The following is a 22,403-nucleotide window of genomic DNA, read 5'->3' as shown; positions in this document are numbered from 1 at the left end:
CCACGGGCGGACCGGCCCTCACGGCCGGCCCGCCCGTCCGCCGTAGCCGGTGCGGTGACCGCATACCTTCACCGTGTTCGTGACCATCCGGGCGCCGGTACGGCGAGCGGCGGAGCGGGGCGGGACGGCGCCGATGAACGGTGCCCGGCTCGGTTAACGTTCCCGGTCACAGCACCGGCTGCGCGGGGTGGGCCATTTCAGCCCACCCGTGAGGCACCAGCTTCGGTGAGGCACCCGATGCCCACCCACCCCACACCCGACCGGGTCCACAACGAACACGAAGCAGCCCCGCTTCTCCTCCCGCCCGGGACACTCCATCACTTTCCGCCCCACCCGCGTCCCCACGCCCACCCGTGTCCCACGCCCATTCGCCGTCCTCCATGTCCAGGACGGTTCACAGCGCCGGTACGGCGGGCAGTGGCACAGACCTGGTCGGCGCCGACAAACGGCGCTCGGCCCGGCGAAGCAGCTCCGATCACCGCCTTACCGGTTCCACGGCAACGGAGCATGGCAGCGAGAAGCCTGGGAGCCCCGCGATCGCCTCTCCGGCTGTTCCCGCCGCCGGTTCACATGATGGGGCTGCGATCCAACTGCTCACATGATGAGGACAGGGTCGCGACCGATCGAATGATCAGAGCGACTTTTCGAAGTCCCCGCCCTTGACGCCTGCGAGAAAGGAACTCCACTCGGAAGAGGTGAAGGCCAGCACGGGACCATCGGGATCCTTGGAGTCACGGACCAGAAAGAGACGGTCCGCGTTCGCCGCAGACAGGGAATCGCCCCCAAGAGCACCGGACGATGCGACTTCGACACAAGTCGGGCCGTTGCCGCTCAAAGAGCTCTTCCGCCAGACACCGACCTCGACACACTGACCACCGTTGGCGTTGCTGCGACTGGACTTACGCCAGACCACTCGGGAAAGATCCATCACGGGCATTCCTCTCCATCCACTCGTGTTTCCCGCACAGCCTGCGCGATCAAGCGCCGAGTCTCATCCGGCCCAAGGGCTCGTGCGCGCAGATGGTTGAAGAGCAGGACATATGCGTCTACTTCCGATGGATCTTCCAAATAGACACTTCCCTGCCAATATTCAACGTACACGGTGTTCGGATCAGACGGCTTGGGAAAGCCCAGGATCGTGAACCCTCCATCCATCGCGGGATGGACACCGGCAGCGAAAGGCAGAATCTGGATCGTAACGTGGTTCGTCTCGGAGAGCTCGATCAGCCGCTGAAGTTGCCCTCGCATCGTCTCCGCTCCCCCGACGGGGCGGCAGATGACCGCCTCGTTGAGGATGAACCACATCTTGGGAGGATCCACCCGCTCCAGCACCCTCTCCTGACGCTTCATCCGAATTGAGAGCCGTCGCTCCAACTCATCGTCAGGCGGCAATACGGGCGCGGATTTCATGACAGCCCTGGCATAACCCCCGGTCTGAAGTAGCCCAGGGATGAACTCGGGCTGATACTCCTGGAAGGTGACTGCTTCCTCTTCTAGACCCACGTAGCTCTGGACCCATTCGGGGATCGCCTCGGAGACCTTGTACCACCAGCCGCGCTTACGCGCGTCGCGTGCCAGTTGAAGCAGCACTTCCCGCCGCTCACCGGCAATCTCGTAAAGATCGAGCATCATGGCCACCAGAGCAACCGTGGCGGCACTCGTAGCGGATTCGATCCGCGTGACGGTGACGGGCGAGCAACCAGCATGCTCAGCGACCTGCTCCCGCGTGAGGCCCGCCTCCTTTCGAAGGCGTTGCAGCTCCGCCGCGAGACGCCGCCTACGCACCGACGGACTCCTCTGAGTGGCCACACAACTCCTTTGTGTAGTCGAGACGTGGCAAGTCTGCCGCAACAATCTCCTCCCATCAACATGCACGAAGTTCATTTCGATTCTTGTTGCCAGACGATCCAGGGTCATGCAAACTGACAACTCAGAGCGACGACTCCATCACCAGGTGCGATGGAGGTGCTTTCGGGTGGACACCCCCAAGACCTCCGAAGGGCAGGCAGCGATGAGAGCGAACACCCAGGAAGGGTGGGGCGGTTACCTGGTGAGGCTGGCGTGGGAGTTGGACGAGTTGGGGTTCGACTCCACGGTCAGGTTTCCCTCCAGTGGGCCACCGAGTCTGGAGGTCTTCGCACCCCCGGAGCGGCCGGAGGTCCGAAGCGTACGGCGGGGCCGCACCTCGGCCTTCGTCCATAACCGATGGCGCGGGTGGAACCGGTGGAAGCGGGACCGAAGGCGCGGCGGAGCCCTCTGGCCTCGGGGGCGGGAGATCGCCGAGCAACTCCTGGAAACGACGCGAACCCCGGAAGCGGCGTGGTCCTCGCAAGCAGCACAGCCCCCAGGGGCGGCACGGCCCCTGGAAACAGCACGCTCTCTGGGGACAGCGCGGTGAGGGCGCTGGGGTTGCTGGGGCAGGTGGATCTGCCCGCTGAGGACGCGGCCGTTCCCCGGGCCCGTCACTACGTCCGCGACCTGCTGAACGGCGTCGGCCACCCCCGGACCGACGACGCGCTGTTGCTGGTCAGCGAACTCGTCACGAACTCCGTACGCCACTCCGACTCGGGCCGCGTCCCCGGCGGACGGGTCGTCGTGGCCGTCTCCTCCCATTTTGGAACGCTCCATATCGACGTCATCGACGCCGGATCGGCGGGGCGGCAGCCGTACGTCTCCTCTGGTGTGAGTCCCGACAGCGGCGGCGGACGCGGACTGTGGCTGGTCCAGGAGTTGTCCTCGGCCTGGGGCTGGTACGAGACGACGGCCGGTCGTGTGGTCTGGTTCCAGCTGACGGGACCGTGTCACGAAGAGGTAGGCCGCTCGGCTCCCAGGACGAACCGAGACGAGAAAACGGACTTCCCGACTCCCAGGACGAACCTGGGTGGAGGGGGGAGCCGCTCGGCTCCCAAGACGATCCGGGATGAAAAGACGGACCTCCCAGCTCCCGAGACGGGCCGAGACGAAAAGACGGACCTTCCGGCTCCCAGAACGAGCTGGAACGAAGAGACGAACCTCCCTTCTCCCGGGACGAGTCGGGGCTCCGGTTGAACCGATCACGCGGAACCTACGTCTCACCCATGTGACGCGCCTATCCATGATCGGCATCGCCCTGGCCACGGCCGCGACGTGCACAGCGGCCGTAGTGGTCGCACGACCAGCGGTCGGACCGGCGGGCGGACCGTTGTCCGCGCCGCTGTCCGCGCCGCCGTCGTGTCCGCAGCACTGGGGCGGTGACGCGCCGGGTGACTGGGTGCCCGGCGCCGCCGACGTCGACGGGGCCGGGGAGTCGCTCGTACCCGGTGAGCCGGTCGCGGTGACGATCTGTGCCTATCCCGGGGACAACACCCGGCCGGGCGGCGAACTGCTCGCCGGTTCCCGGCCCCTGACGAGCGGGGCCGGGGCGATGGCCCGCGACCTGGGCTACCTCCCGGTCAGCGCGGTCAAGCACGCGGAGCCGTGCACAATGATGGGCGGGGCGATGACGAACTACCTTCTCCGCTTCGCCTACCCCGACGGGAAGTCGCTCTGGGTGGGCAGCGCCGAGGAGGTCAACTCCTGTGTGACGACCACGAACGGCACGGTCAGCACCCCCTCATACGTCGGACAGGAGATCGCCGCCGCCTACCGGACGGGCAAGTGGGAGCCCGTACGGCCCGGCGACCCCTGTCAGGAGCGGCCCACCGGACGCCGGGGCCAGGACAGGCGGATGGTGCCTGACGGCCCCGTCTCGGTCCTGGTATGCGAGAAGACCTCCCCACGCACCGGAGAACCTACCCGCCGGGAGCACGACGGCAGGACGGCCGAGGATCTGGCCGAGGCCCTGAACTCCCTGGCCGCCCGGCCGAGCGACAACACCTGCCAGGAGATCGAGGGGATGAGAAACCGGTCGTTCCGGCTCCTGTTCCGCTACGCGGACGGTCCGCCCGCGGATGTCTGGATCTTCACCGGCTGCGTCCCCGGGGCGGACAACGGCCTGCTCCAGGCGAATCTCAGCGACTCCCTCCGCGCCCGGCTGCGGGCCACCTCATTCGAAGTGGGAACGGGCACTCCCTGATCACGGCACGGTGATCGGTACGGCGAACAACGGAAGCGGCGACGGGACCGGCGGTCAGGACGAGGGGTGGCTGCCGGCACCGGGGAGCCGGGCCGCGAGGGCGTCGAGGATCGCGCCGAGTCCGAAGTCGAACTCGTCTCCGAAGTCGTAGCCGGGCCGGAGGATGTGCTCGGTCGCCATCTCGACCAGATGGGGGTACTCCCCCGGAGAGAACCCCTGCATGATCGGTTCGGTGACCTCGGGAGCGGTGTCGGGGCCCTGGAAGGGCAGCGAAGCCTCCTGGAGCGCGAATCCGTACACGTAGCTGTCGAGCAGGGCGCAGGCGTGGGCGGTCATCTCCACCGAGAAGCCCGCCCCGCGCAGGGTGCCGATGGTCTGGTCGTGGTGTCGCAGCGTCGCGGGGCCGGGAGTGGCCCGTGACTCCAGGAGCCCGATCGCCCAGGGATGGCGCCCCAGCACCCGGCGGGCCGACCCCGCCCGCCGGCGCATCTCCGAGCGCCAGTCGCCACCGGGCGACGGCAGGTCGATCTCACCGAAGACCAGGTCGACGATGCCGTCGAGGATCTCCTCCTTGCCGGAGACGTAGTAGTAGACCGACATGGGCTTGACGCCCAGTTCGTTGGCGAGCGAGCGGATTGTCAGCGATCCGAGTCCTCCGGCGTCGGCGACCGCGACGGCGGCGCGCAGCACCCGTTCACGGCTGAGCGGAACACGGTCCCGAGGGCCGCCGCTGACCGGCTTCGACACCTTACCTCCTCGCGATAGCGCGTTCGTACTTAGTACGCTACCTTCTTCGTACTAAGTACGAAGACCGTGCCCGGCCACCCGTGAGGAAGAAAGCCATGTCGATGAGAACCATCGGAAGAATCGTGGGAGCCCTGTTCCTGCTGGCGTTCGTCGTGTACATCGCGGGCGGCGCCCTGGCCGGTGCCGAGCCGCAGGCCACGGACACGCTGGCAGGCATGGCCGACGACCGGATACGTGTGCCGGCGGGAGCCCTGCTGATGCTGGTCAACTCCGCCGCCGTCATCGGCATCGGCGTTCTGACGCTGCCCGTGCTGAGGCCGCACGGCGAGATCTCCGCCTACGCGTATCTGACCGGCAGGACGGTCGAGGCGGTACTGCTCGCCGTCGGGATCGTCTTCCTGCTGCTCCTGGGGCCGCTCGCCCAGGAGTACGTCCACGCCACCGGTGACACGTCGGTCCTGTCGGCGCTGGGACGGATCGCCAAGGAGGGGAACCGGTACTGCTACCAGATCGCGATGATCTCGGCCGGAGTCGTCGGCATTCTGTTCTGCCGCGTGCTGTTCCGCGCGCGGCTGGTGCCCCGCTTCATGGCGGTGTGGGGACTGGCCGGCTACGCCGTCTTCCTGGCCGGGATGATCCTCGACGTCCTCGGCTACGGCGTCGGCGTGTTCCTGGCGGTTCCCGGTGGCCTCTTCGAGGTCGCCCTGGGAGTGCTGCTCATCGCGAAGGGGTTCGCCACCGGACCGGGCCACGACCGCGACGGACTGGCCGGCGACCAGCCACCCACCGCGGCCTCCCCCGCTCCACAGGTCGCCTGACGGGACCCGTCACCTGACGGAACCCGCAGAGGCACGGAGCCGGGGGGAAGGCCGGAGGGAGGGGAGGTCAGGCCCAGAGCTGGCCTTCGAGGCGCTCCTCCGCCTCGTCCAGGGTGCCCTCGTAGGCGCCGGTCGACAGGTACTTCCACCCGCCGTCCGCCACCACGAAGACGACGTCCGCCCGCTCGCCCGCCTTGACGGCCTTGGCCGCCACACCGAGCGCGGCGTGCAGGGCGGCGCCGGTGGAGACTCCGGCGAAGATGCCTTCGGTGGACAGCAGTTCCCTGGTCCGCCGCAGCGCGTCTCCCGAGGAGACGGAGAAGCGGGTGGTCAGGACGTCGGGATCGTAGAGCTCGGGGATGAACCCCTCGTCCACGTTGCGCAGGCCGTAGACCAGCTCGCCGTAGCGCGGCTCGGCGGCGACGATCTTGACATCGGGGACGCGTTCGCGCAGGAACCGGCCGACGCCCATCAGGGTGCCGGTGGTGCCCAGGCCCGCCACGAAGTGGGTGACGGACGGCAGGTCCTCCAGGATCTCCGGGCCCGTCGTCTCGTAGTGGGAGCGCCAGTTGGCGGGGTTGCCGTACTGGTAGAGCATCACCCAGTCGGGGTTCTCCTCCGCCAGGCCCTTGGCGACCCGTACGGCCTCGTTGGAACCGCCCGCCGCCGGGGAGGAGATGATCTCCGCTCCCCACATGCGCAGCAGCTGGCGGCGCTCCTCGGAGGTGTTCTCCGGCATCACGCAGATCAGGTTGTAGCCCTTGAGCCGGGCCGCCATCGCCAGCGAGATGCCCGTGTTGCCGCTGGTCGGTTCGAGGATCGTGCAGCCGGGCCGCAGGAGCCCGTCCTTCTCGGCCTGCTCGATCATCCACAACGCCGGGCGATCCTTGATCGAGCCCGTCGGGTTGCGGTCTTCGAGCTTGGCCCAGATCCGCACGTCCGCCGAAGGGGACAGTCGGGGCAGGCCGACCATGGGGGTGCGGCCTACCGAGTCGAGCAGTGAGTCAAAGCGCATGGTGTAGGGCTTCCGCTTCGTGTTAACAAACAAGAAACATGGCGTGGGCCACCGCCTGAAGAGGCGATGGCCCGCGCGTTCTAGCGGGAGCCGCCGGCCACGGCCGGCAGGACGGTGACCGTGTCGCCGTCGGCGACCGGGGTCTCCAGGCCGCCCAGGAAGCGGACGTCCTCGTCGTTGAGATAGACGTTCACGAAACGGCGCAGCGCGCCCTTGTCGACCAGTCGGTCCTTCAGTCCGGGGTGCCGGGCGTCAAGGTCGCCGATCAGCTCCTCTAGCGTGGCGCCCTTGGCGTCGACGGCCTTGGCACCGTCGGTGTAGGTGCGCAGGATGGTGGGAATGCGAACCTCGATGGCCATCGCGGGTCAATCTCCTTGTGTCGTCATACGTCGGCGTTGTGTCGTCGTGGGGGTGCCGTCCACCGGGTCGGAACACCGGGGGGCACGAGGGGATTCCGGAAGGGATTCCAGAACTGCCGGTCAGCGACAGTCGTAAACGACGACGGAAGGAGTGTGCGCGAACAGGAAACTCTGCACGGGCGCGAGGCCCGCGTGCCGGGCCCATGCACCGGGACGTGAGAGCACGACGTCCTCCAGGCTCGGGTCGGCAGTCATCATGGTGACTAGTCTAGCCAAAGGGGTCATCTCCCTCACGGCCGTATCGCCTTCTGGGACATCGTGCGTCTCAGACGATCGTGACCTCCTCCTCCTGCACCACCCCGTCGAGGATGCGGTACGACCGGAACTCGGCCTCCTCCCCCAGCTCCTCACGGGTGGAGACCAGCACGTAGTGAGCGTTCGGCTCCGAGGCGTAGCTGATGTCGGTGCGCGAGGGATACGCCTCCGTCGCGGTGTGGGAGTGGTAGATGACCACCGGCTCCTCGTCGCGGTCGTCCATCTCGCGCCAGACCCGCAGCTGCTCCAGCGAGTCGAAACGATAGAAGGTCGGCGACCGTTCGGCGTTCTCCATCGAGACGAACCGCTGCGGGGAGTCGGAGCCGATCGGCCCGGCGATCACGCCGCAGGCCTCGTCCGGGTGGTCGGCCCTGGCGTGAGCGATGATCTTGTCAACCAGTTCGCGGGAGATCCTGAGCATGTCTGGAAGTTACCAAAGGGCACGGACCAGGGTCTCCTGGAGGTAGGTCAGCCAGTCGTAAACGACGAACGCCGAATAACGGGGGTCGTCCTCCGTCATCTTGGCGATCTCGTCGTGGACCTCCTCGGTCACCTCAAGGCGGGTGCCGAAGACCAGCCGGACGTCGTTCAGCCCCCGCATCCACGCCCGCGCCTGCTCGTGGGTGAGCTCGACCTCGCCGGGCTCCGCGCTGTCGAGCATGGTCTGCGCGTCGGCCCGCTTGCCCTCGCGCAGGGTCACCTCGGTGTAGCGGCGGAACTCGGCCGACTGCTCGGGATCCTCGTAGGCGGAGGGGAACAGCCGCGCCAGCACGGGGTCGGCCGACTGCTCCGACGGGCCGATGCCCAGCGCGCGCTCCAGCGGGTCGTCCCCGGTCTCGCCCGGCTCGACCAGCCCCAGGGTCTGGGAGACCAGCGAGCGCAGGATGGACACCTCGGCGGCGTCGAAGACGGTGATGACACTGCCCCCGCGGCCCCGCTTGAACCCCGAACTCACCGCTCGCTCACCACTCCCGATCGTCTTCCCGGATTCCGCCCGCGCTCCGTACCGCGCCCCGCCCGCGATCCCCGCGCACGGCACGCACCGCGCCCCGCCGGGACCGTCTCCGCTCAGGAGTCCTGCCGCAGGGTGGCCCACAGGCCGTAGGAGTGCATGGTCTGCACGTCGCGCTCCATCTCCTCGCGCGTGCCGCTGGAGACCACCGCCCTGCCCTTGTGGTGCACGTCCAGCATCAGTTTCTCCGCCTTGTCCCGCGAATAACCGAAGACGGACTGGAAGACGTACGTGACATAGGACATCAGGTTGACGGGGTCATTCCAGACGATCGTCAGCCATGGCAAATCGGGCCGTACGTCGATCGACGGACGCTCGACCTCCATCGGAGCGGTGCTACCCACATACACCAGTCTGCCCTACCCCGGGCTTAGTCTTCGACTCGTGACGATAAGCATGAGCAGTGCGTTGCTGACAGATCACTATGAGCTGACGATGCTGCAGGCCGCGCTGCGCAGCGAAGCCGCCTCACGACGTGCGGTGTTCGAGGTGTTCGCCAGGCATCTGCCGGAGGGACGGCGGTACGGGGTGGTCGCGGGAATCGGGCGGCTGCTGGAGGCGCTGCGGGACTTCCGGTTCGGCGAGGAGGAGCTCGGCTTCCTCCGCGACAACCAGGTGGTGGACGACCGCACCCTGGAGTTCCTCGCCGGATACCGCTTCTCCGGTGACCTGTACGGCTACCGCGAAGGCGAGTGCTACTTCCCCGGCTCCCCCATCGTGACCGTCGAGGGCACGTTCGCCGAGGCCGTGCTGCTGGAGACGGTGATCCTGTCGATCCTCAACCACGACTGCGCGATCGCCGGGGCCGCCTCCCGTATGGTCCACGCCGCCGGAGCCAGGCCGATCATCGAGATGGGCTCGCGGCGCACCCACGAGATGGCCGCGGTGGCCGCCGCCAGGGCCGCCTACCTGTGCGGGTTCGCCTCGACCTCCAACCTGATGGCCGGTCACGCGTACGGCGTGCCGACCGCCGGAACCGCCGCCCACGCCTTCACGCTGCTGCACGGCTCCGAGAAGGAGGCGTTCCAGGCCCAGATCGACTCCCTCGGCGCGGGCACCACCCTGCTGGTCGACACCTACGACGTGGCGGAGGCCGTACGGACCGCCGTGAAGCTGGCCGGCCCCGACCTGGGCGCGGTCCGCCTGGACTCCGGCGACCTGGCCGAGGTCGCCCAAGCGGTCCGCGAGCAGCTCGACGCGCTGGGCGCCAACAAGACCCGGATCATCGTCACCAGCGACCTGGACGAGTACGCCATCGCGGCACTGGCCGCCGCCCCCGTCGACGGCTACGGCGTCGGCACCTCACTGGTCACCGGCTCGGGGGCGCCGACCGCGGCGCTGGTCTACAAGCTCGTCGCCCGCGAGGACTCCGAGGGGGTCCTGCGCCCCGTCGCCAAGAGATCGGTCGGCAAGCCGAGCCGGGGCGGGCGCAAGCACGCCTTCCGGCGGCTCGACGCCTCGGGGACGGCCGCCGCCGAGCTGGTCACCGTCTCCGGTGACCGGCCGGCCGACAGCCGCCCGCTCCAGGCCGAGCTGGTGCGCGACGGGGAGATCGTCGGCTGGGAGGAGCTGGACGTCGCCCGCGAACGGCACCGGCGGGCCGTCGCCGAACTGCCGGTCACGGCCCGCCAGTTGTCCCGGGGCTACGAGGCCATCCCAACCGTGTTTGACTAGTTTTATGGCAACCGCGCTGATCATCGTTGATGTCCAGAACGACTTCTGTGAGGGTGGCAGCCTGCCGGTCGGCGGTGGCGCCGAGGTCGCCGCCGCCGTCTCACGGCACGCCGCCTCGCGCGACTACGACCACGTCGTGGCCACCCGCGACTTCCACGTGGACCCGGGGGCCCACTTCTCCGACACCCCCGACTACGTGAACTCCTGGCCCGCCCACTGCGTGGCCGGAACGCCCGGCGCGGACTTCCACCCGGCCTTCGACACCGCGAAGGTGGAGGAGGTGTTCAGCAAGGGCGCCAACGCCGCCGCCTACAGCGGCTTCGAGGGCAGCGCCCCCGACGGTACGAGCCTGGCCGACTGGCTCGCCGCCCGGCGGGTCAAGGTGGTGGACATCGTCGGCATCGCCACCGACCACTGCGTGCGCGCCACCGCCCTGGACGCGGTCGGCCAGGGGCTGGCCGTGCGGGTGCTGCTCGGCCTGACCGCGGGAGTGGCCAGGCAGACCACCGACACGGCCCTGGCCGAACTGGAGGCCGCCGGAGCCACCCTGACCGGCAGCCCCACGGTCCGCCCCTGACCCCTCCCCGCCCCTCCCTCGGCCTTCCCCGGCCCTTCCCGCCCCTCTCCGACCTCTCCTCCGGCCCTTCCCGGTTCTCCCCACCTCTTCTTCAGCCCTTCCCGCCCGTCTCCGGCTCTCCTTCGGTCCTTCCCGGCCTCTCCGGCCGGTGAGGCCCTTCCGCCCGTCGCGGGTGCTGCGGATCCCACGGGCGGGTCATGAGCCCTTCAAGGCGGCGACCACGTGGAGCGACAGGAGTATTACGGATAGTCGTAATCCCCTGACCTCTGGTGGTGACCGTACATGCTCGTCCTCGGTTTCTCGTGGCTGCTCCTGGCCCCGCCGAGCCTGTGGCTGTTGATGCGGGGCCGGGGCTCGGCCCGGCTGGGCGGCGCGTTCGCGCTGGTCGGCCTTGAGGCGGCCACGTTCTGCGTCAACGGCTCGGCTCTGGTCCCGCCGTCGATTCCGCCCGCCCCGCCCGCCGCCCTGTCTCCGGCGTCCGTCCCGGCGCCGTTCCCCGTCCCGCCGTCGGCCGCACCCGCGGTCCCGTCCCCCGCGCCCTCCGCCGTACTGTTCCCCACACCGTTCGCCGCGTCGGCCCCGGCGTGGTTCTCCAGGCCGTTCATACCCCTGGTCGCCGCACCGTTCCCGGCGTCCTACCCGGCGTCGTCCGCCACACCGTCCCCGGTGTCGTCCTCGGCGCCCTTCCCGACGTCGTCCTCCGTACCCGCTTCCACGACGTCCGCCGGGGTGTCCGCGACCGTACGGCACGGCGGGGAACCGGCGCGTCCGGCGGCGAAGGCCGGTCGGCGCGAGGCACCGCACGCCGCCAGGCCCGTCGGGCGGGTGACGTCTCCGGCGGTGAAGGCTCCCGCCGGGGCGGCCGGATGCCGGGCGCCGGTCAGCGCGACCGCTGGGTGGCCCAGTGACGGATCTTGTCGATTCTCTCCTGGACCTGCTCCGCAGTGGCCTGCGCGATAGCGGGACCGCCGCAGGCCCGGCGGAGCTCGGCGTGGATGACGCCGTGGGGCTGGCCGGTGCGGTGGTTCCAGGCGCCGACCAGGCCGTTGAGCTCCCGGCGCAGGTTGGCGATGACCTCGTGCGGGGCGAGCTGGGGCTCCTTGGGCTCGGGGGTGTTCCGCTTGGCCTTCATCTGGTCGGACTGACGCTTGCTCAGCAGGGTCCGCACCTGGTCGGGCTCCAGCAGGCCGGGCAGCCCGAGGAAGTCCTCCTCCTCGGGCGAGCCCGGCTCGGCGCCCATGCCGAACTCACCGCCGTCGAACAGGACGCGGTCGAAGGTGGCGACCGCCTCCAGGGTCTCGAACGGCAGCTCATCGCCCAGGACATCGGGATTGTCCTTCTTGCGCTGGGCGTCGTCGAGCAGGAAGTCGTCCAGGCCCTCCTCGGGCAGGCTGCGGTCGAGCACGTGGTCGCGCTCGGCCTCCATCTCCCCGGCCAGCCCCATCAGGGTGGGCACCGAGGGCAGGAACACCGAGGCCGTCTCCCCCCGCTTGCGGGCCCGCACGAAGCGGCCGACGGCCTGGGCGAAGAACAGCGGGGTCGAGATGCTCGTGGCGTAGACCCCGACCGCCAGACGCGGAATGTCGACGCCTTCGGAGACCATCCGGACCGCGACCAGCCACCGGTCCGGGGACGCGGAGAACTGCTTGATCTTCTTGGACGCCTCGGGGTCGTCGGAGAGCACCACCGTGGCACCCTCGCCGGTGATCGCGCGGATGTGCTTGGCGTAGGCGCGGGCCGTCTCATGGTCGGTGGCGATCACCAGGCCGCCCGCGTCGGGCACGCCCCGGCGCACCTCGGTCAGCCGCCTGTCCGCCGCCTGGAGCACCTGCCGGATCCAGTCGCCCTTGGGGTCGAGCGCGGCCTTCCATGCCTGGCCGAGCTGGTCCTTGGTGAGCGGCGTGCCCAGCGTCGCGGCGATCTCGTCGCCCGCGCGGGTCCGCCAGCGCATCTCGCCCGCGTAGGCGAGGAAGATCACCGGCCGGACGACGCCGTCGGCCAGCGCCGGGCCGTACCCGTAGGAGTAGTCGGAGAGGCTGCGCCGGACGCCCTCGCCGTCCTCGGCGTAGGTGACGAACGGGATCGGGTTGACGTCCGACCGGAACGGCGTGCCCGTCAGCGCCAGGCGCCGCGCGGCGGGCTCGAACGCCTCCCGCACCCCGTCGCCCCAGGACTTCGCGTCGCCCGCGTGGTGGATCTCGTCGAAGATGACCAGGGTCTTGCGCGCCTCGGTCCGGGCGCGGTGCAGCGCCGGGTGCATCGAGATCTGGGCGTAGGTGACGGCCACCCCGATGTAGTCGCGGGAGGTCGCGCCCTGGCTGTTCTTGAACTCGGGGTCGATGGCGATGCCGACCCTGGAGGCGGCGTCGGCCCACTGCTGCTTGAGATGCTCGGTGGGTGTGACGATCGTCACAGCCTTGATGATGCCCCGCGACAACAGATCGCCGGCGATGCGCAGGGCGAAGGTCGTCTTGCCCGCGCCCGGCGTCGCGACCGCTAGGAAGTCACGTGGCTCACGCCTGGAGTACAGGTCAAACGCCTCCTGCTGCCACGCGCGCAACTTCGGCGCGGTGCCCCAGGCGGCACGGTCCGGAAACGAGGGGGACAGGTGGGAGGCGGCGAAAGTGCTCACAGTGTCATCAGCGTAATCGCCGTCGCCGTCAAGACGTGCCGATCGACCGAGATCCTCGCCAAGCTCGTGTCCGCGTGCTACTGGACCTCACGTCCGGATACGGCTGCGCCCCCCGGCCGCCCCCCCGCCGCCCCCACCGCCTCCCGAACGCCCCGTCACGGGCGTCAACCGAGCGTGCCCGGCCGATCCGCCGTCACGCCTCGCGGAACGCCCACCGACGCTCGCGCGGTCGTCCGTCAGCGGATTCCGGAGATCACCGTGTCGATCGCGGCCCGCAGCTGAGGATCGTCCGGCTGGGCGACGCCGACCACGACGACCGGCCGCCCGCCGGAACCTGTCAGGAGGGCCAGCCGGAGGTAGGCGGGACGGTTGACCACGTCGCGGTACTCCGCCCGCAGGGAACGGCTGCGTCCTTTACGTCCGCCGACGGTGATCGCCCTGTCGTCCACGACCTTGATCTCGTCACCGTGGAGCAGCAGCCGTCCGTACAGGTCGGCGAGTTCGGCCGTCGTGCCGCGCATGTCGCTCACCGGGTCGGCGGGCCTGGTCAGCACCGTCACCGCCGCGCCGCCCGCCACCGAGGTGAAACCGGTGACCGGCGGGACCGCACCGGTCCGCCAGCCCGCGGGCAGCGGGTATCCCACACCCGCGACGGGGTCGCTCACCCGGGCGGGCCTGGAGTCGCTCACCGGCCGGGACGGGAGATCCCGCAGCAGGAGACCGGCCACCACGATGGCGACGGTGAAGCCGATCCCGAGGCCGACGACCGCCGCGACCGCCCCGAACAGCAGGGTCCGCAGGCGTACGGCGGCCCGGCGGGGCGGCGGGGCCGCGGGCGCGCCGTACCAGCGGGCCGAGGGCGGGAGCTCGTCCTGCGTGGATTCGTCGTTGAGCGGCCACGGCTTGTGGACCTCCCATACGGACTCCTCCGGCCATATCTGCTCGTCCTGCCGCACCTTCCTCACGGCGCGCGTCCTGCGCCGTCCCTCGCGCCCGCGGCTCCAGATCGCCCAAGGCCTGCGGTTCTCGTCGCCCCGGAACTCCTCGGAGGTCCACCCCTGCGGCTCGTCGTCCGTGGACTCCTCCGACACCCAGCCGGAGCGGCCGCCCCCGTCCTCGTCACCGGGCGTCCGGCTCCGGAGGTCGGTGGCGTGCGCAGCGTCTTCGGATCCCTGCTCGGACATCGGCTCGTGGGAGCCGGCGTCGTCCGCGGATCCCGCACCCGTGGAGCTCCGCCCGTCGGACATCGGCTCGTGGGGGCCCGTGTCGTCCGCGGACTCCGCGTCCGTGGAGCTCCGCCCGTGAGGACCGTCGCCACCGGCCGCCCATGCCCGGAAGCCGGCGACCGAGCCGCCGGAGCCTCCGGGGTCGCCGGCAGGGGCGGCGGAGAAGGTCCAGGGCGTCCCCTCCCCGCGCTCGGCCTCCGGCGCGGCCTCGCGCTCCCGCTCCTCGCGTCCGGTCGTTCCCCAGGGAGAGGCACCGTGCTGCCCTCTCCTCGCGTGTCTCTCGGGCGGCCACGGTCGGGGGCCGTCGCCGGGCGACTCCCTGGGCGCCCATACCAGGCGGTCCCCGTCGTCGCCGGACTCCTCCGGCCGCCCCGGCCCGTCGCCGCGAGCGGTCCGCTCCGGGCCGTCGCCTCGGGCGGGCCGTTCCGGCCGCTCTCCCGAGCCGCCTCTGGCCGGGGCTCCCGGCCGCCACGGCCGTAGTAAGCCGTCCGGCTCCGCCTCCTCACCCGCCATGGCGTTCCCGCCGGTCTCGGCCTCGGCCTCCTCGCGGGATCCGGTGTCCTCGGCGGGCGGGGACTGCTCCCCCGGACCGCCCGGACCGCCCGGACCTGAGGACGACGGCTCGCCCGAGGCGGGAGCGTCGGGGAAGGGAGCCGCGTGAGGAATGGTCTTTCCGTAGGAGGGCTGCCCGTACGGCGCGGCCCGGCGGCGCCCCTTCCTCGCGGTTCCCTCCGTGGGCGCCCCATGCGCTTCACGGCCGTCGTTCCTGTCGGATTCCCCGGGCTGCCGGGCCCGGCGGTCGCCGTCGTGGCCGGGCTCCTGCGGCGGCCACACCTGGCGAGGTCGTTCGTCCACGACGCCTGCCCTCCCGGTGGTCACGGTCATACCGTCCTACCATGCCCGTCCGGGCACGGTCCGGCTATAGGTGATCGTTGTTACCGCAGTGGTGAATGAGTCAGGAGGCGTCTCGCATCCGCCCGGCGACGACCACTCCCAGCACTCCCAGTGCCGCCATCAGCGCGACGATCGTGGTGTAGCCGGTGGCGATGTCGTCGTGGCCGATCACGTTGATCAGGACTCCGCCGAAGCCGATCGTGAGCGCGCCGCCCAGCGTGTCGACGACCTGGAGGGCCGCGGAGTTCGCGCCCTGCTCGGCGTCGGGCGACTGACGCATCATGGTGAGGTTGACGCTGGTGACGCCGATGCCCATGCCGAACCCGGCGATCACCCACGCGGGCACGGTGACCCAGCCGGTGATCCCCGGCACGAGCGCCACCAAGGTGAGCAGGATGCCGGTGGTGACCGCGGCGGCGCCGAGCCGTACCAGCCGGGGGCGGTCGAAGTCACGGCGGGTCTGCAGGTAGGAACCGGTCGTCCAGCCGATCGCCCCGATGGTGAGGGCGAATCCGGCCTCGACGACGGAGAATCCGCGCACCTCGGTGAGCATCAGCGGGATGAACATGTTGATCCCGAAGAACGCCGCGGCGAGCACCCCGCGCATCATGATCGTGGTGGGCAGGCCCCGGCCGAAGACGAGCGCCCTGGCGGGCAGCAGCCTGGGCAGTCCGGCGGCCAGGACGGCGAATCCGGCCACGGTGGCGATCCAGCCGGAAACCGGGGCGGTGTGCAGCCGGTCCGTACCGTACAGGAGCACTCCGGCGCCGATCGCGGTGGCCGCCGCCGCCAGGGTCATCGCCACCGGCCGGGAACGGTCCCCGGCCGCCGGCCCGTCCCCCTCGGGCGCGGATGTCGTCCCGCCCTCCACGGACCCGGACTCGGACTCGGGCCCGGACGCTGGAACCGCCCCCTTCGTCTCCGAGCCGGAGCCGGAGCCGTGCGCGGGGGCGGAAGTCGAGTCGGAAGCGGGGACGGCCACCGGGTCCCGTCCGGAGCGCAGTGCGGGCAGGAGCATCACCAGGGCCGGGACGACCAGCGGCACGATTCCGAAGAAGACCCACCGCCATCCGAGCGTCTCGGCGATGACCCCGCCGAGGCCCGGCCCGACCAGCGCGGGCAGCACCCAGGCGGCCGACAGGGCGGCGAGCGCCTTGGGCCTGGCCGCCGGATCGTAGACCCGCGCGATCATCACGTAGATCGCCACGACGACCGCGCCACCGCCCAGCCCCTGTACGACGCGCGCCACGATGAAGAGTTCCTTGGTTCCGGCCGCGCCCGCCATGACCATTCCGACCACGAACAGGATCACCCCGAGCAGGAACGGCCAGGCGTGACCCCGCCGGTCGGACCAGAGCCCGGCGACGACGTTGGCGAACAACCCCGCGATGAGGAAGGCGGAGAAGCTCATGCCGTACAGGTCGAGGGCATCGAGGTCTTTGGAGACGGCGGGCATCACCGCACCGATGGACATTCCTTCGAATGCGATCAGCGTGACGACGAGCAGGATGCCGAGGGATGCCGTGCGATAGACCGGGCCGAAGATCCGAGGAGGGGCGTATGGAGCGTCAAGAGTCTTCGGTACTGTCACCCGTCAAGGGTAGTGTCCGCTCCCAGACCGCGATAAATCGCCCACATCTCATGCATTCTGACTGCCTGCCCCGCGGTGAACTCCCACATACAGCGGTCCTGGGCGTAGTCCATGAAGTTGTGGATCGGGTCGGGACCGCCGCCCTTGCAGGTGTCCTTGTGCAGCGGGCAGCCCTCGGTCGGCTGGCCCTCGGGCGGGGTGTCCGCCACCGCGTCGCCCGGTGGTTCGCAGCCGTTCTCGAAGGTGTGCAGCAGGCCCAGCCAGTGGCCGATCTCGTGGACGCCGGTGAACCCCCGGTCGAAGTTTCGCAGTGATCCGCCGGGCAGCGTGCGCCAGTCGATGACCACGCCGTCGAGTTGGGGCTCGCCGCCGTACCAGTAGGGGTAGGTGGAGTAGCCGAGCACCAGCTCGCCGAGCTGGGCCACGTAGAGGTTGAGCGTCTCCGCGCCGCCCCTGCGCATCTGCTTCATCGACCGCTCGTAGCCGAGGGGGTTGCGGAACCAGGCCGTGTTCTCGGTCCTGGTGATCCCTTCGAGATGGAAGCGGACGCCGGTGTCGGCTCCGCCGTACCGGCCTCCGTAGGCGGCGTTGAGCGCGGCTATCTGGGCGCGCGCCGCGCTGTCCTGCGCCCCCAGGACACCCTCGGTGATGACGTGCACCCAGGTGGGGACGGTGATGGTCGTCAGTGGCCCGCGCCGCAGCCGCGACTGGCGCAGCCTGAGGTCGGCGAGCATCTCGGCGATCTGCGCCGGTCCCGGCGCGTACGGCTCGGCCCCGCGCCCCGGCGTCGCGGCCCGCGCGCCGCGGACGCACCCGGCCGCCCCGCCGGCTGCGCTCCCGATCCTGGCGGTCCCGGTCACGGCGGTCATGGCCTCTGTGGCGACCGCGTCCCCGGTCACGACGGGCCCGGTCATAACGGTCATGGCCTTCCCGGCAACCGCGTCCCCGGTCACGGCGTCCCCGGTCACCGCGGTCCCGGCCGCACCGGCTCCGGCGACGGTCACGGTGACCGCGGAGACGGAACCGGCGGGAAAGGCAGCCGCTGTGAACAGGCACGCCGAAACGACGGCGATCGCACGCCGAGCCATGCACTCCCCCGAGATGTCACGTCCGCTGGCCGACCGTCGCCCCTCGGCGACATCCCGACCGTAACCTCATCGGCGGCGATCACTCACGAGCAACACTCACTGGTTGCCGTCGTTGTCTTCACCCTTGGGGAGTCCTTCGTAGATCTCCTTGCACTCGGGGCAGACCGGGAACTTCTGGGGGTCGCGGTTCGGCACCCAGACCTTGCCGCAGAGCGCGCGCACCGGGGTGCCGGTGAACGCACTCTCCATGATCTTGTCCTTCTCGACGTAGTGGGCGAACCGTTCGTGGTCGCCGTCACCGTGTGAGAGGTCGGGCCGGATGTCGCTCTCAGGGAGAATCTTCGTGCTCACTCTGCTGATTTTATGCCCGCGAAGCCCCGGGTCCGGATTCGACGCTCGCCGGTCGCGGAAACGGCCACGGCTCCCGCCCGGAGGGGGCGGGAGCCGTGGCGGGACGGGCGGGATCAGCCCATGTGGATCGGAGCGTCATCGGTCTTACGGCCCGCCTTGACGAACAGGGCGAACACAGCGGCCAGGACCGCGACGGCGGTGCTGACCACGAAGCCGAGATGCATGCCGTCCAGGAAGGACAGGTGCGAGACATTGGCGATGCCCTGCACCAGCTGCTCGGGGATACCGGGCATCTGCTGGGCGGTCGGCGCCCCGCCGAAGGTCGCCAGCTTCTCCAGTCCCTCGAACTGCTCGGGCGGGAGCGCCGGAAGCTTGGCCTGCGCCCAGTGGTCCGGGTAGACGTCCGCCACCCGCGCCGACACGATCGCCCCCAGGATGGCCGTGCCGAGCGCGCCGCCGACCTGCATGGCCGACTGCTGGACACCACCGGCGACGCCACTGAGGTCCTCGGGCGCGTTGCCGACGATGATCTCGGTGGCGCCGACGAAGACCGGCGAGAGGCCGAAGGCGAGCAGGAGGAACGGGAACCCGCTGTCCATGAACGCCGCGTCGAGGCTGAGCCTGGACATCATGAACATCGCCACCGCGGTGACCAGCATGCCGCCCGCGATCGTGACCCTGGCGCCCAGCCTGCCGATGAGCACGGCGGCCAGCGGCGAGGCGACGATCATGCCCGCGCTCATCGGCAGCATCCGCAGGCCCGACTCCAGCGGAGTGAGCCCGTGCACGCCCTGGAAGAAGAACGTGAGGAAGAACATCGCACCGAACATGGAGAACGCGACGAGCATCATCAGGCCGGTGCCGATGGAGACCGACGCGTTGCCGAAGAGGCTGAGCGGCAGGAGCGGCTCGGCGGCACGGGCCTGCCACCACACGAACACGGCCCCGATGACCACGGCCGCGGCCAGGAAGCCGATGGTCAGCGGGTCGCCCCAGCCCCACTCGGGAGCCTTGATGATCGCCCAGACCAGGGAGAACATCGCGACCGACAGCAGCACGACGCCCAGCCAGTCGACCTTCGACAGGGTCTGGGCCTTGCTCTCGGTGAGCACCCACAGACCCATGGCCAGGGCCACGACGCCCACGGGGACGTTGATGAAGAAGACCGACTGCCAGCTGACGTTCTCGACCAGCAGGCCGCCGACGATCGGGCCCGCGGCGCTGGACAGGCCGATGATGCCGCCCCAGGCACCCATCGCCGTCTTCAGCCGCTCACCGGGGAAGGCCACCCGCAGCAGCGCGAGGGCGGCGGGCTGCAGCAGCGCGCCGAACAGGCCCTGAAGCACGCGCAGCCCGATCAGCATCCCGACCGAGGAACTGAGGCCGATCGCGAGCGAGCTGAGCGCGAAACCGGCGACACCGATCAGGAAGATCCGCTTGTGGCCGAACAGGTCACCGAGCTTGCCTGCGGTGATCAGGAACACGGCGAGCGCGAGCAGGTATCCGCTGGTCACCCACTGCAGGTCGGACAGGGACGCCTTGAGGTCCTGCGCGATCACCGGGTTGGCGATGGAGACGACGGTGCCGTCGAGCATCACCATGATCACGCCAAGTGACACCGACAGGAGCGTGAGCCACGGATGGCCCTTCTTCGACGCGCTTGGGCCCGACGGCGGCGGTGCGACCGCCGTCTTCGCTTGTGACATGGAAGGGGTCCCCTCGTAAGTTCGCTTCGCCCCCGTTTGAGGCGCTTATAGCGTCAACCTGAGGTAATTTATGACAGTCACTGACATGTGACAAATTCTTTGATGAGGCAGCACATGACTTATGACAGACTGTGAACCATAAGTTGCGAAGAGGTGACAAGCATGGGTCAGCCCGGCCTACGCGAGCGCAAGAAGCAGAAGACCCGCCTTGCGCTGATCGACGCCGCCCTCCACCTGTTCACCGAACAGGGCTACGAGGCCACGACCGTTGACCAGATAGCGGCCGCCGTCGACGTCTCGCCTCGCACGTTCTTCCGCTATTTCGCAACCAAGGAGGACGTCGCCCTCTCCCTGCCCCTCGACGGTCAGGAGGCGATGCTCGCGGAGCTGGCCGCCCGCCCGGCGGAGGAGCCCCCGTTCGCCGCGCTCAGCCAGGCCATGCGCGCCGTGGTCACCATGCTAGGGGAAGGGGATCTGGCCGACACGGCCAGGTTCCTCAAAGCGCGCGAGCTGATCGAGAACACCCCGGCGCTGCTCGCCGGAAGCCTGCGCCGGATCATGGAGAGCGAGCAGCGGCTGATCACCGAGATCGCCGGGCGCGAGGGGGTGAGCCGCGACGACCCGCTGGCCCACTTCGTGGTCGCGGTCTTCAGCGCGGTCACCCGCATCGGCTTCGAGTTCTGCGGGCAGAACGGCACCCTGGCGATCGACTCGCTCTCCCGCCGCCTAGAGGAGACGCTGGCGCTGGCCGAGCGCTCACTGCGTCCCGGCTGGGACCGCCCCGGGGCGGGATCCCGCCCCGGCCCTCAGTTCATCGAGGGGTCGTCGGGACAGGTCGCCACATAGGCGAGCTCGTCCGGCTGACGGCGGAGCACCGCCCGCCACAGGGAGCCGGGATCGTGATAGAAGGTGTCGCCGGGCTCGGAGTCCACGACGTACCACGCGCCTTCGCCGATCTCGGCCTCCAGCTGCCCCGCCGACCACCCGGCATATCCGGCGAAGATCCGCATCTGGGCGATCTCCCCGGCGAGGATCTCCGGCGGGGCGTCGAGGTCGACGGTGCCGATGCGGGAGACCGCCGCGGTTCCCGAGTGCAGCCGGCGCCAGCCGAGGGGTTCCTGCCCGCTCGGCACCGCGGCCAGGGCCAGGGCGCTGTCGGTCTGCACCGGTCCGCCCTGGAACAGCACGGACGGTCCGGTCACCATGGTGTCCCATGTGGGCAGTACTTGTGTCACCGAGATGTCACTGGGCCGGTTGAGCACCACACCCAGAGTGCCACCGTCGAGATCGTGCTCCAGGACGAGGACCACGCTCCGCCGGAAGTTGGGATCGTCGAGCCGCGGCGTCGCCACCAGCAGACCACCGACGTAGATCGCCTCCGCCATATCTCCATCATGAGGGGTGGACACCCTGTCGCGCTGCGCTACCCCGGCCCTAGATCTTCCGAATCTCATAACACGTTACACAAAGCAGCCATACGGGCACTCTACGGATATAGGTCGCTAATCGGGGGATAAATGAGACAGCTTGGCCGGCTGGCGATGACACCCGCGGCGTTCTTCGCCCTGGCCTTCCTGGCCGTCGCGGGCACCGTCTCCCCGGCCCGGGTGGACGTCACCGTCTCGCCCGTCTCCTGCCCGGCGGGCAGGGCCACGGTCAGGCTGTCGGCCAGGAACGGGCTCGACCGGGGGGCGGCGTACGGCGTCTATCGCGACGGCCGGGCCGTACGGGAGGGCACGATCGGCTCGGAGGGCGGCCGGACCGTGGCCGTCCGCGTCGAACCCGGCCGCACGGCCCGCATCTCGGTGAAGGTCGACGGTCAGAGCACCGTCGAGCGAACCGTCGACTCCCCGTGCCGCCGGCGGCGCTCCCGTCCCGCGAACGCCGGAGGCCTCCCGGCACGCGCGGGCGGGCGATCGTCCCCGGACGGTACGGCGGCCCGCCCCGGAGAGTCCCCCGAGGACTCCCGTCCCTCCCCGTCCGGTTCCCGGAGGCCCGGTTCCCGGAGACCGCCTCCCACCCCCCGGAGCTCTCCCGGCCCCCGGAAGACGGGCGCAACCGGGACGGACGCAGCCGGGACGGACGCCGCCGGCTCCCCGGGAACGGGCGCCGAGGCGTCCGCCGTCACGGGATCGTCCACCGGTCTCCCCGGCTGGGCCCTCACGGCGGGAGTGGTGGCGCTCGCCGGCGGCCTGATCTGGTTCGGCGCGATCTGGCCCCGCCGTCTCCCGAGGGAGCCGGTCAACCCGGACCGCTCGCCGTACGGCCCCCGCCGCTATCCCGGCCTGAAGATCTGAACACGACCAGGGCGCCGGGTCCCGTGGCCGGGCCCGGCGCCCTGGTC

The 22,403-nt window shown here is 70.1% G+C and carries 24 protein-coding genes; 7 read left to right on the top strand and 17 right to left on the bottom strand.

Features of this window, described 5'->3' with window-relative positions:
* Window positions 1-631: 631 nt before the first annotated feature.
* Both AB0N02_RS05880 and AB0N02_RS05875 read right to left on the bottom strand, forming a co-directional pair.
* Entirely contained in the window at window positions 632-928 is a 297-nt protein-coding gene (locus AB0N02_RS05880) for a DUF397 domain-containing protein (RefSeq protein ID WP_363943437.1), read from the bottom strand.
* Window positions 928-1,785 carry a helix-turn-helix transcriptional regulator gene (locus tag AB0N02_RS05875; RefSeq protein WP_363943158.1) on the bottom strand — a complete coding sequence of 286 codons (858 nt, stop codon included), beginning with the start codon at window positions 1,783-1,785 and terminating at the stop codon, window positions 928-930. Before AB0N02_RS05875 ends, AB0N02_RS05880 begins: the two co-directional genes overlap by 1 nt.
* Window positions 1,786-2,394: 609 nt before the next feature.
* Between AB0N02_RS05875 and AB0N02_RS05870 the strand changes: the two genes are divergently transcribed.
* Window positions 2,395-3,048 (top strand): ATP-binding protein, encoded by a 654-nt coding sequence (locus AB0N02_RS05870; RefSeq protein WP_363943157.1) that lies wholly within the window; start codon window positions 2,395-2,397, stop codon window positions 3,046-3,048.
* Between the two features lie 31 nt (window positions 3,049-3,079).
* Entirely contained in the window at window positions 3,080-4,054 is a 975-nt protein-coding gene (locus tag AB0N02_RS05865) for a hypothetical protein (protein ID WP_363943156.1), read from the top strand.
* A 54-nt stretch (window positions 4,055-4,108) separates the two neighbouring features.
* Here AB0N02_RS05865 and AB0N02_RS05860 read toward each other — a convergent pair whose 3' ends face one another.
* The gene (locus tag AB0N02_RS05860) at window positions 4,109-4,801 is read right to left on the bottom strand and encodes a TetR/AcrR family transcriptional regulator C-terminal domain-containing protein (protein ID WP_363943155.1); all 693 of its coding nucleotides are present in this window, start codon (window positions 4,799-4,801) and stop codon (window positions 4,109-4,111) included.
* Between the two features lie 95 nt (window positions 4,802-4,896).
* Between AB0N02_RS05860 and AB0N02_RS05855 the strand changes: the two genes are divergently transcribed.
* Entirely contained in the window at window positions 4,897-5,619 is a 723-nt protein-coding gene (locus AB0N02_RS05855) for a DUF4386 domain-containing protein (RefSeq protein ID WP_363943154.1), read from the top strand.
* 67 nt (window positions 5,620-5,686) lie between these two features.
* Here the strand turns inward: AB0N02_RS05855 and AB0N02_RS05850 are convergent, their stop codons facing one another.
* The 6 genes from AB0N02_RS05850 to clpS form a co-directional block, all read right to left on the bottom strand.
* Entirely contained in the window at window positions 5,687-6,634 is a 948-nt protein-coding gene (locus AB0N02_RS05850) for a cysteine synthase (protein ID WP_363943152.1), read from the bottom strand.
* Window positions 6,635-6,714: 80 nt separating this feature from the next.
* Window positions 6,715-6,993, bottom strand: a complete 279-nt coding sequence (locus AB0N02_RS05845; protein WP_363943150.1) for a MoaD/ThiS family protein — start codon at window positions 6,991-6,993, stop codon at window positions 6,715-6,717.
* 120 nt (window positions 6,994-7,113) lie between these two features.
* Window positions 7,114-7,251, bottom strand: a complete 138-nt coding sequence (locus tag AB0N02_RS05840; protein WP_363943148.1) for a hypothetical protein — start codon at window positions 7,249-7,251, stop codon at window positions 7,114-7,116.
* Window positions 7,252-7,318: 67 nt separating this feature from the next.
* On the bottom strand, window positions 7,319-7,729 hold the full coding sequence (locus AB0N02_RS05835; RefSeq protein WP_363943147.1) for a M67 family metallopeptidase: 411 nt from the start codon (window positions 7,727-7,729) through the stop codon (window positions 7,319-7,321).
* A 9-nt stretch (window positions 7,730-7,738) separates the two neighbouring features.
* Window positions 7,739-8,263 carry a DUF2017 domain-containing protein gene (locus tag AB0N02_RS05830; RefSeq protein WP_363943145.1) on the bottom strand — a complete coding sequence of 175 codons (525 nt, stop codon included), beginning with the start codon at window positions 8,261-8,263 and terminating at the stop codon, window positions 7,739-7,741.
* A gap of 113 nt (window positions 8,264-8,376) precedes the next feature.
* Window positions 8,377-8,664 carry an ATP-dependent Clp protease adapter ClpS gene (gene clpS, locus AB0N02_RS05825; RefSeq protein WP_363943143.1) on the bottom strand — a complete coding sequence of 96 codons (288 nt, stop codon included), beginning with the start codon at window positions 8,662-8,664 and terminating at the stop codon, window positions 8,377-8,379.
* Between the two features lie 52 nt (window positions 8,665-8,716).
* Between clpS and AB0N02_RS05820 the strand changes: the two genes are divergently transcribed.
* Both AB0N02_RS05820 and AB0N02_RS05815 read left to right on the top strand, forming a co-directional pair.
* A complete protein-coding gene (locus AB0N02_RS05820; RefSeq protein WP_363943435.1) occupies window positions 8,717-9,994 on the top strand; it encodes a nicotinate phosphoribosyltransferase in 1,278 nt (425 codons plus the stop codon).
* A gap of 4 nt (window positions 9,995-9,998) precedes the next feature.
* Window positions 9,999-10,571 (top strand): isochorismatase family protein, encoded by a 573-nt coding sequence (locus AB0N02_RS05815; protein WP_363943141.1) that lies wholly within the window; start codon window positions 9,999-10,001, stop codon window positions 10,569-10,571.
* A gap of 239 nt (window positions 10,572-10,810) precedes the next feature.
* Here the strand turns inward: AB0N02_RS05815 and AB0N02_RS05810 are convergent, their stop codons facing one another.
* From AB0N02_RS05810 to AB0N02_RS05780, 7 genes are all read right to left on the bottom strand, one after another.
* A complete protein-coding gene (locus AB0N02_RS05810) occupies window positions 10,811-11,176 on the bottom strand; it encodes a hypothetical protein (RefSeq protein ID WP_363943139.1) in 366 nt (121 codons plus the stop codon).
* A gap of 275 nt (window positions 11,177-11,451) precedes the next feature.
* A complete protein-coding gene (locus tag AB0N02_RS05805) occupies window positions 11,452-13,203 on the bottom strand; it encodes a DEAD/DEAH box helicase (RefSeq protein WP_363943138.1) in 1,752 nt (583 codons plus the stop codon).
* A gap of 236 nt (window positions 13,204-13,439) precedes the next feature.
* Window positions 13,440-15,314 (bottom strand): hypothetical protein, encoded by a 1,875-nt coding sequence (locus AB0N02_RS05800; protein ID WP_363943136.1) that lies wholly within the window; start codon window positions 15,312-15,314, stop codon window positions 13,440-13,442.
* A gap of 70 nt (window positions 15,315-15,384) precedes the next feature.
* A complete protein-coding gene (locus AB0N02_RS05795) occupies window positions 15,385-16,914 on the bottom strand; it encodes an MFS transporter (protein ID WP_363943134.1) in 1,530 nt (509 codons plus the stop codon).
* Window positions 16,911-18,002 carry a zinc metalloprotease gene (locus AB0N02_RS05790; protein WP_363943132.1) on the bottom strand — a complete coding sequence of 364 codons (1,092 nt, stop codon included), beginning with the start codon at window positions 18,000-18,002 and terminating at the stop codon, window positions 16,911-16,913. The genes AB0N02_RS05795 and AB0N02_RS05790 overlap by 4 nt, the downstream gene beginning before the upstream one ends.
* A gap of 96 nt (window positions 18,003-18,098) precedes the next feature.
* Window positions 18,099-18,353, bottom strand: coding sequence for a DUF3039 domain-containing protein (locus AB0N02_RS05785; protein ID WP_363943131.1), 255 nt, complete (start codon window positions 18,351-18,353; stop codon window positions 18,099-18,101).
* A 113-nt stretch (window positions 18,354-18,466) separates the two neighbouring features.
* Complete coding sequence (locus AB0N02_RS05780) at window positions 18,467-19,972, bottom strand: DHA2 family efflux MFS transporter permease subunit (protein WP_363943129.1); 1,506 nt, start codon at window positions 19,970-19,972, stop codon at window positions 18,467-18,469.
* A 249-nt stretch (window positions 19,973-20,221) separates the two neighbouring features.
* Here AB0N02_RS05780 and AB0N02_RS05775 point away from each other — a divergent pair, with 249 nt between their 5' ends.
* A complete protein-coding gene (locus AB0N02_RS05775; RefSeq protein ID WP_363943127.1) occupies window positions 20,222-20,905 on the top strand; it encodes a TetR family transcriptional regulator in 684 nt (227 codons plus the stop codon).
* Here AB0N02_RS05775 and AB0N02_RS05770 read toward each other — a convergent pair.
* Entirely contained in the window at window positions 20,866-21,444 is a 579-nt protein-coding gene (locus AB0N02_RS05770; RefSeq protein WP_363943125.1) for a YqgE/AlgH family protein, read from the bottom strand. The genes AB0N02_RS05775 and AB0N02_RS05770 overlap by 40 nt on opposite strands.
* Before the next feature lie 132 nt (window positions 21,445-21,576).
* On the opposite strand from AB0N02_RS05770, the gene AB0N02_RS05765 reads away from it, so the two are divergent.
* Window positions 21,577-22,356 carry a hypothetical protein gene (locus tag AB0N02_RS05765; RefSeq protein ID WP_363943123.1) on the top strand — a complete coding sequence of 260 codons (780 nt, stop codon included), beginning with the start codon at window positions 21,577-21,579 and terminating at the stop codon, window positions 22,354-22,356.
* Window positions 22,357-22,403: the final 47 nt, after the last annotated feature.

Origin of the sequence: Streptosporangium sp. NPDC051022 (genome assembly GCF_040683035.1) — a bacterium.
GTDB lineage: Bacteria > Actinomycetota > Actinomycetes > Streptosporangiales > Streptosporangiaceae > Streptosporangium.
The sequence above is the reverse complement of the archived record's forward strand: the minus strand, read 5'-3'. Positions and strand labels throughout refer to the sequence as shown.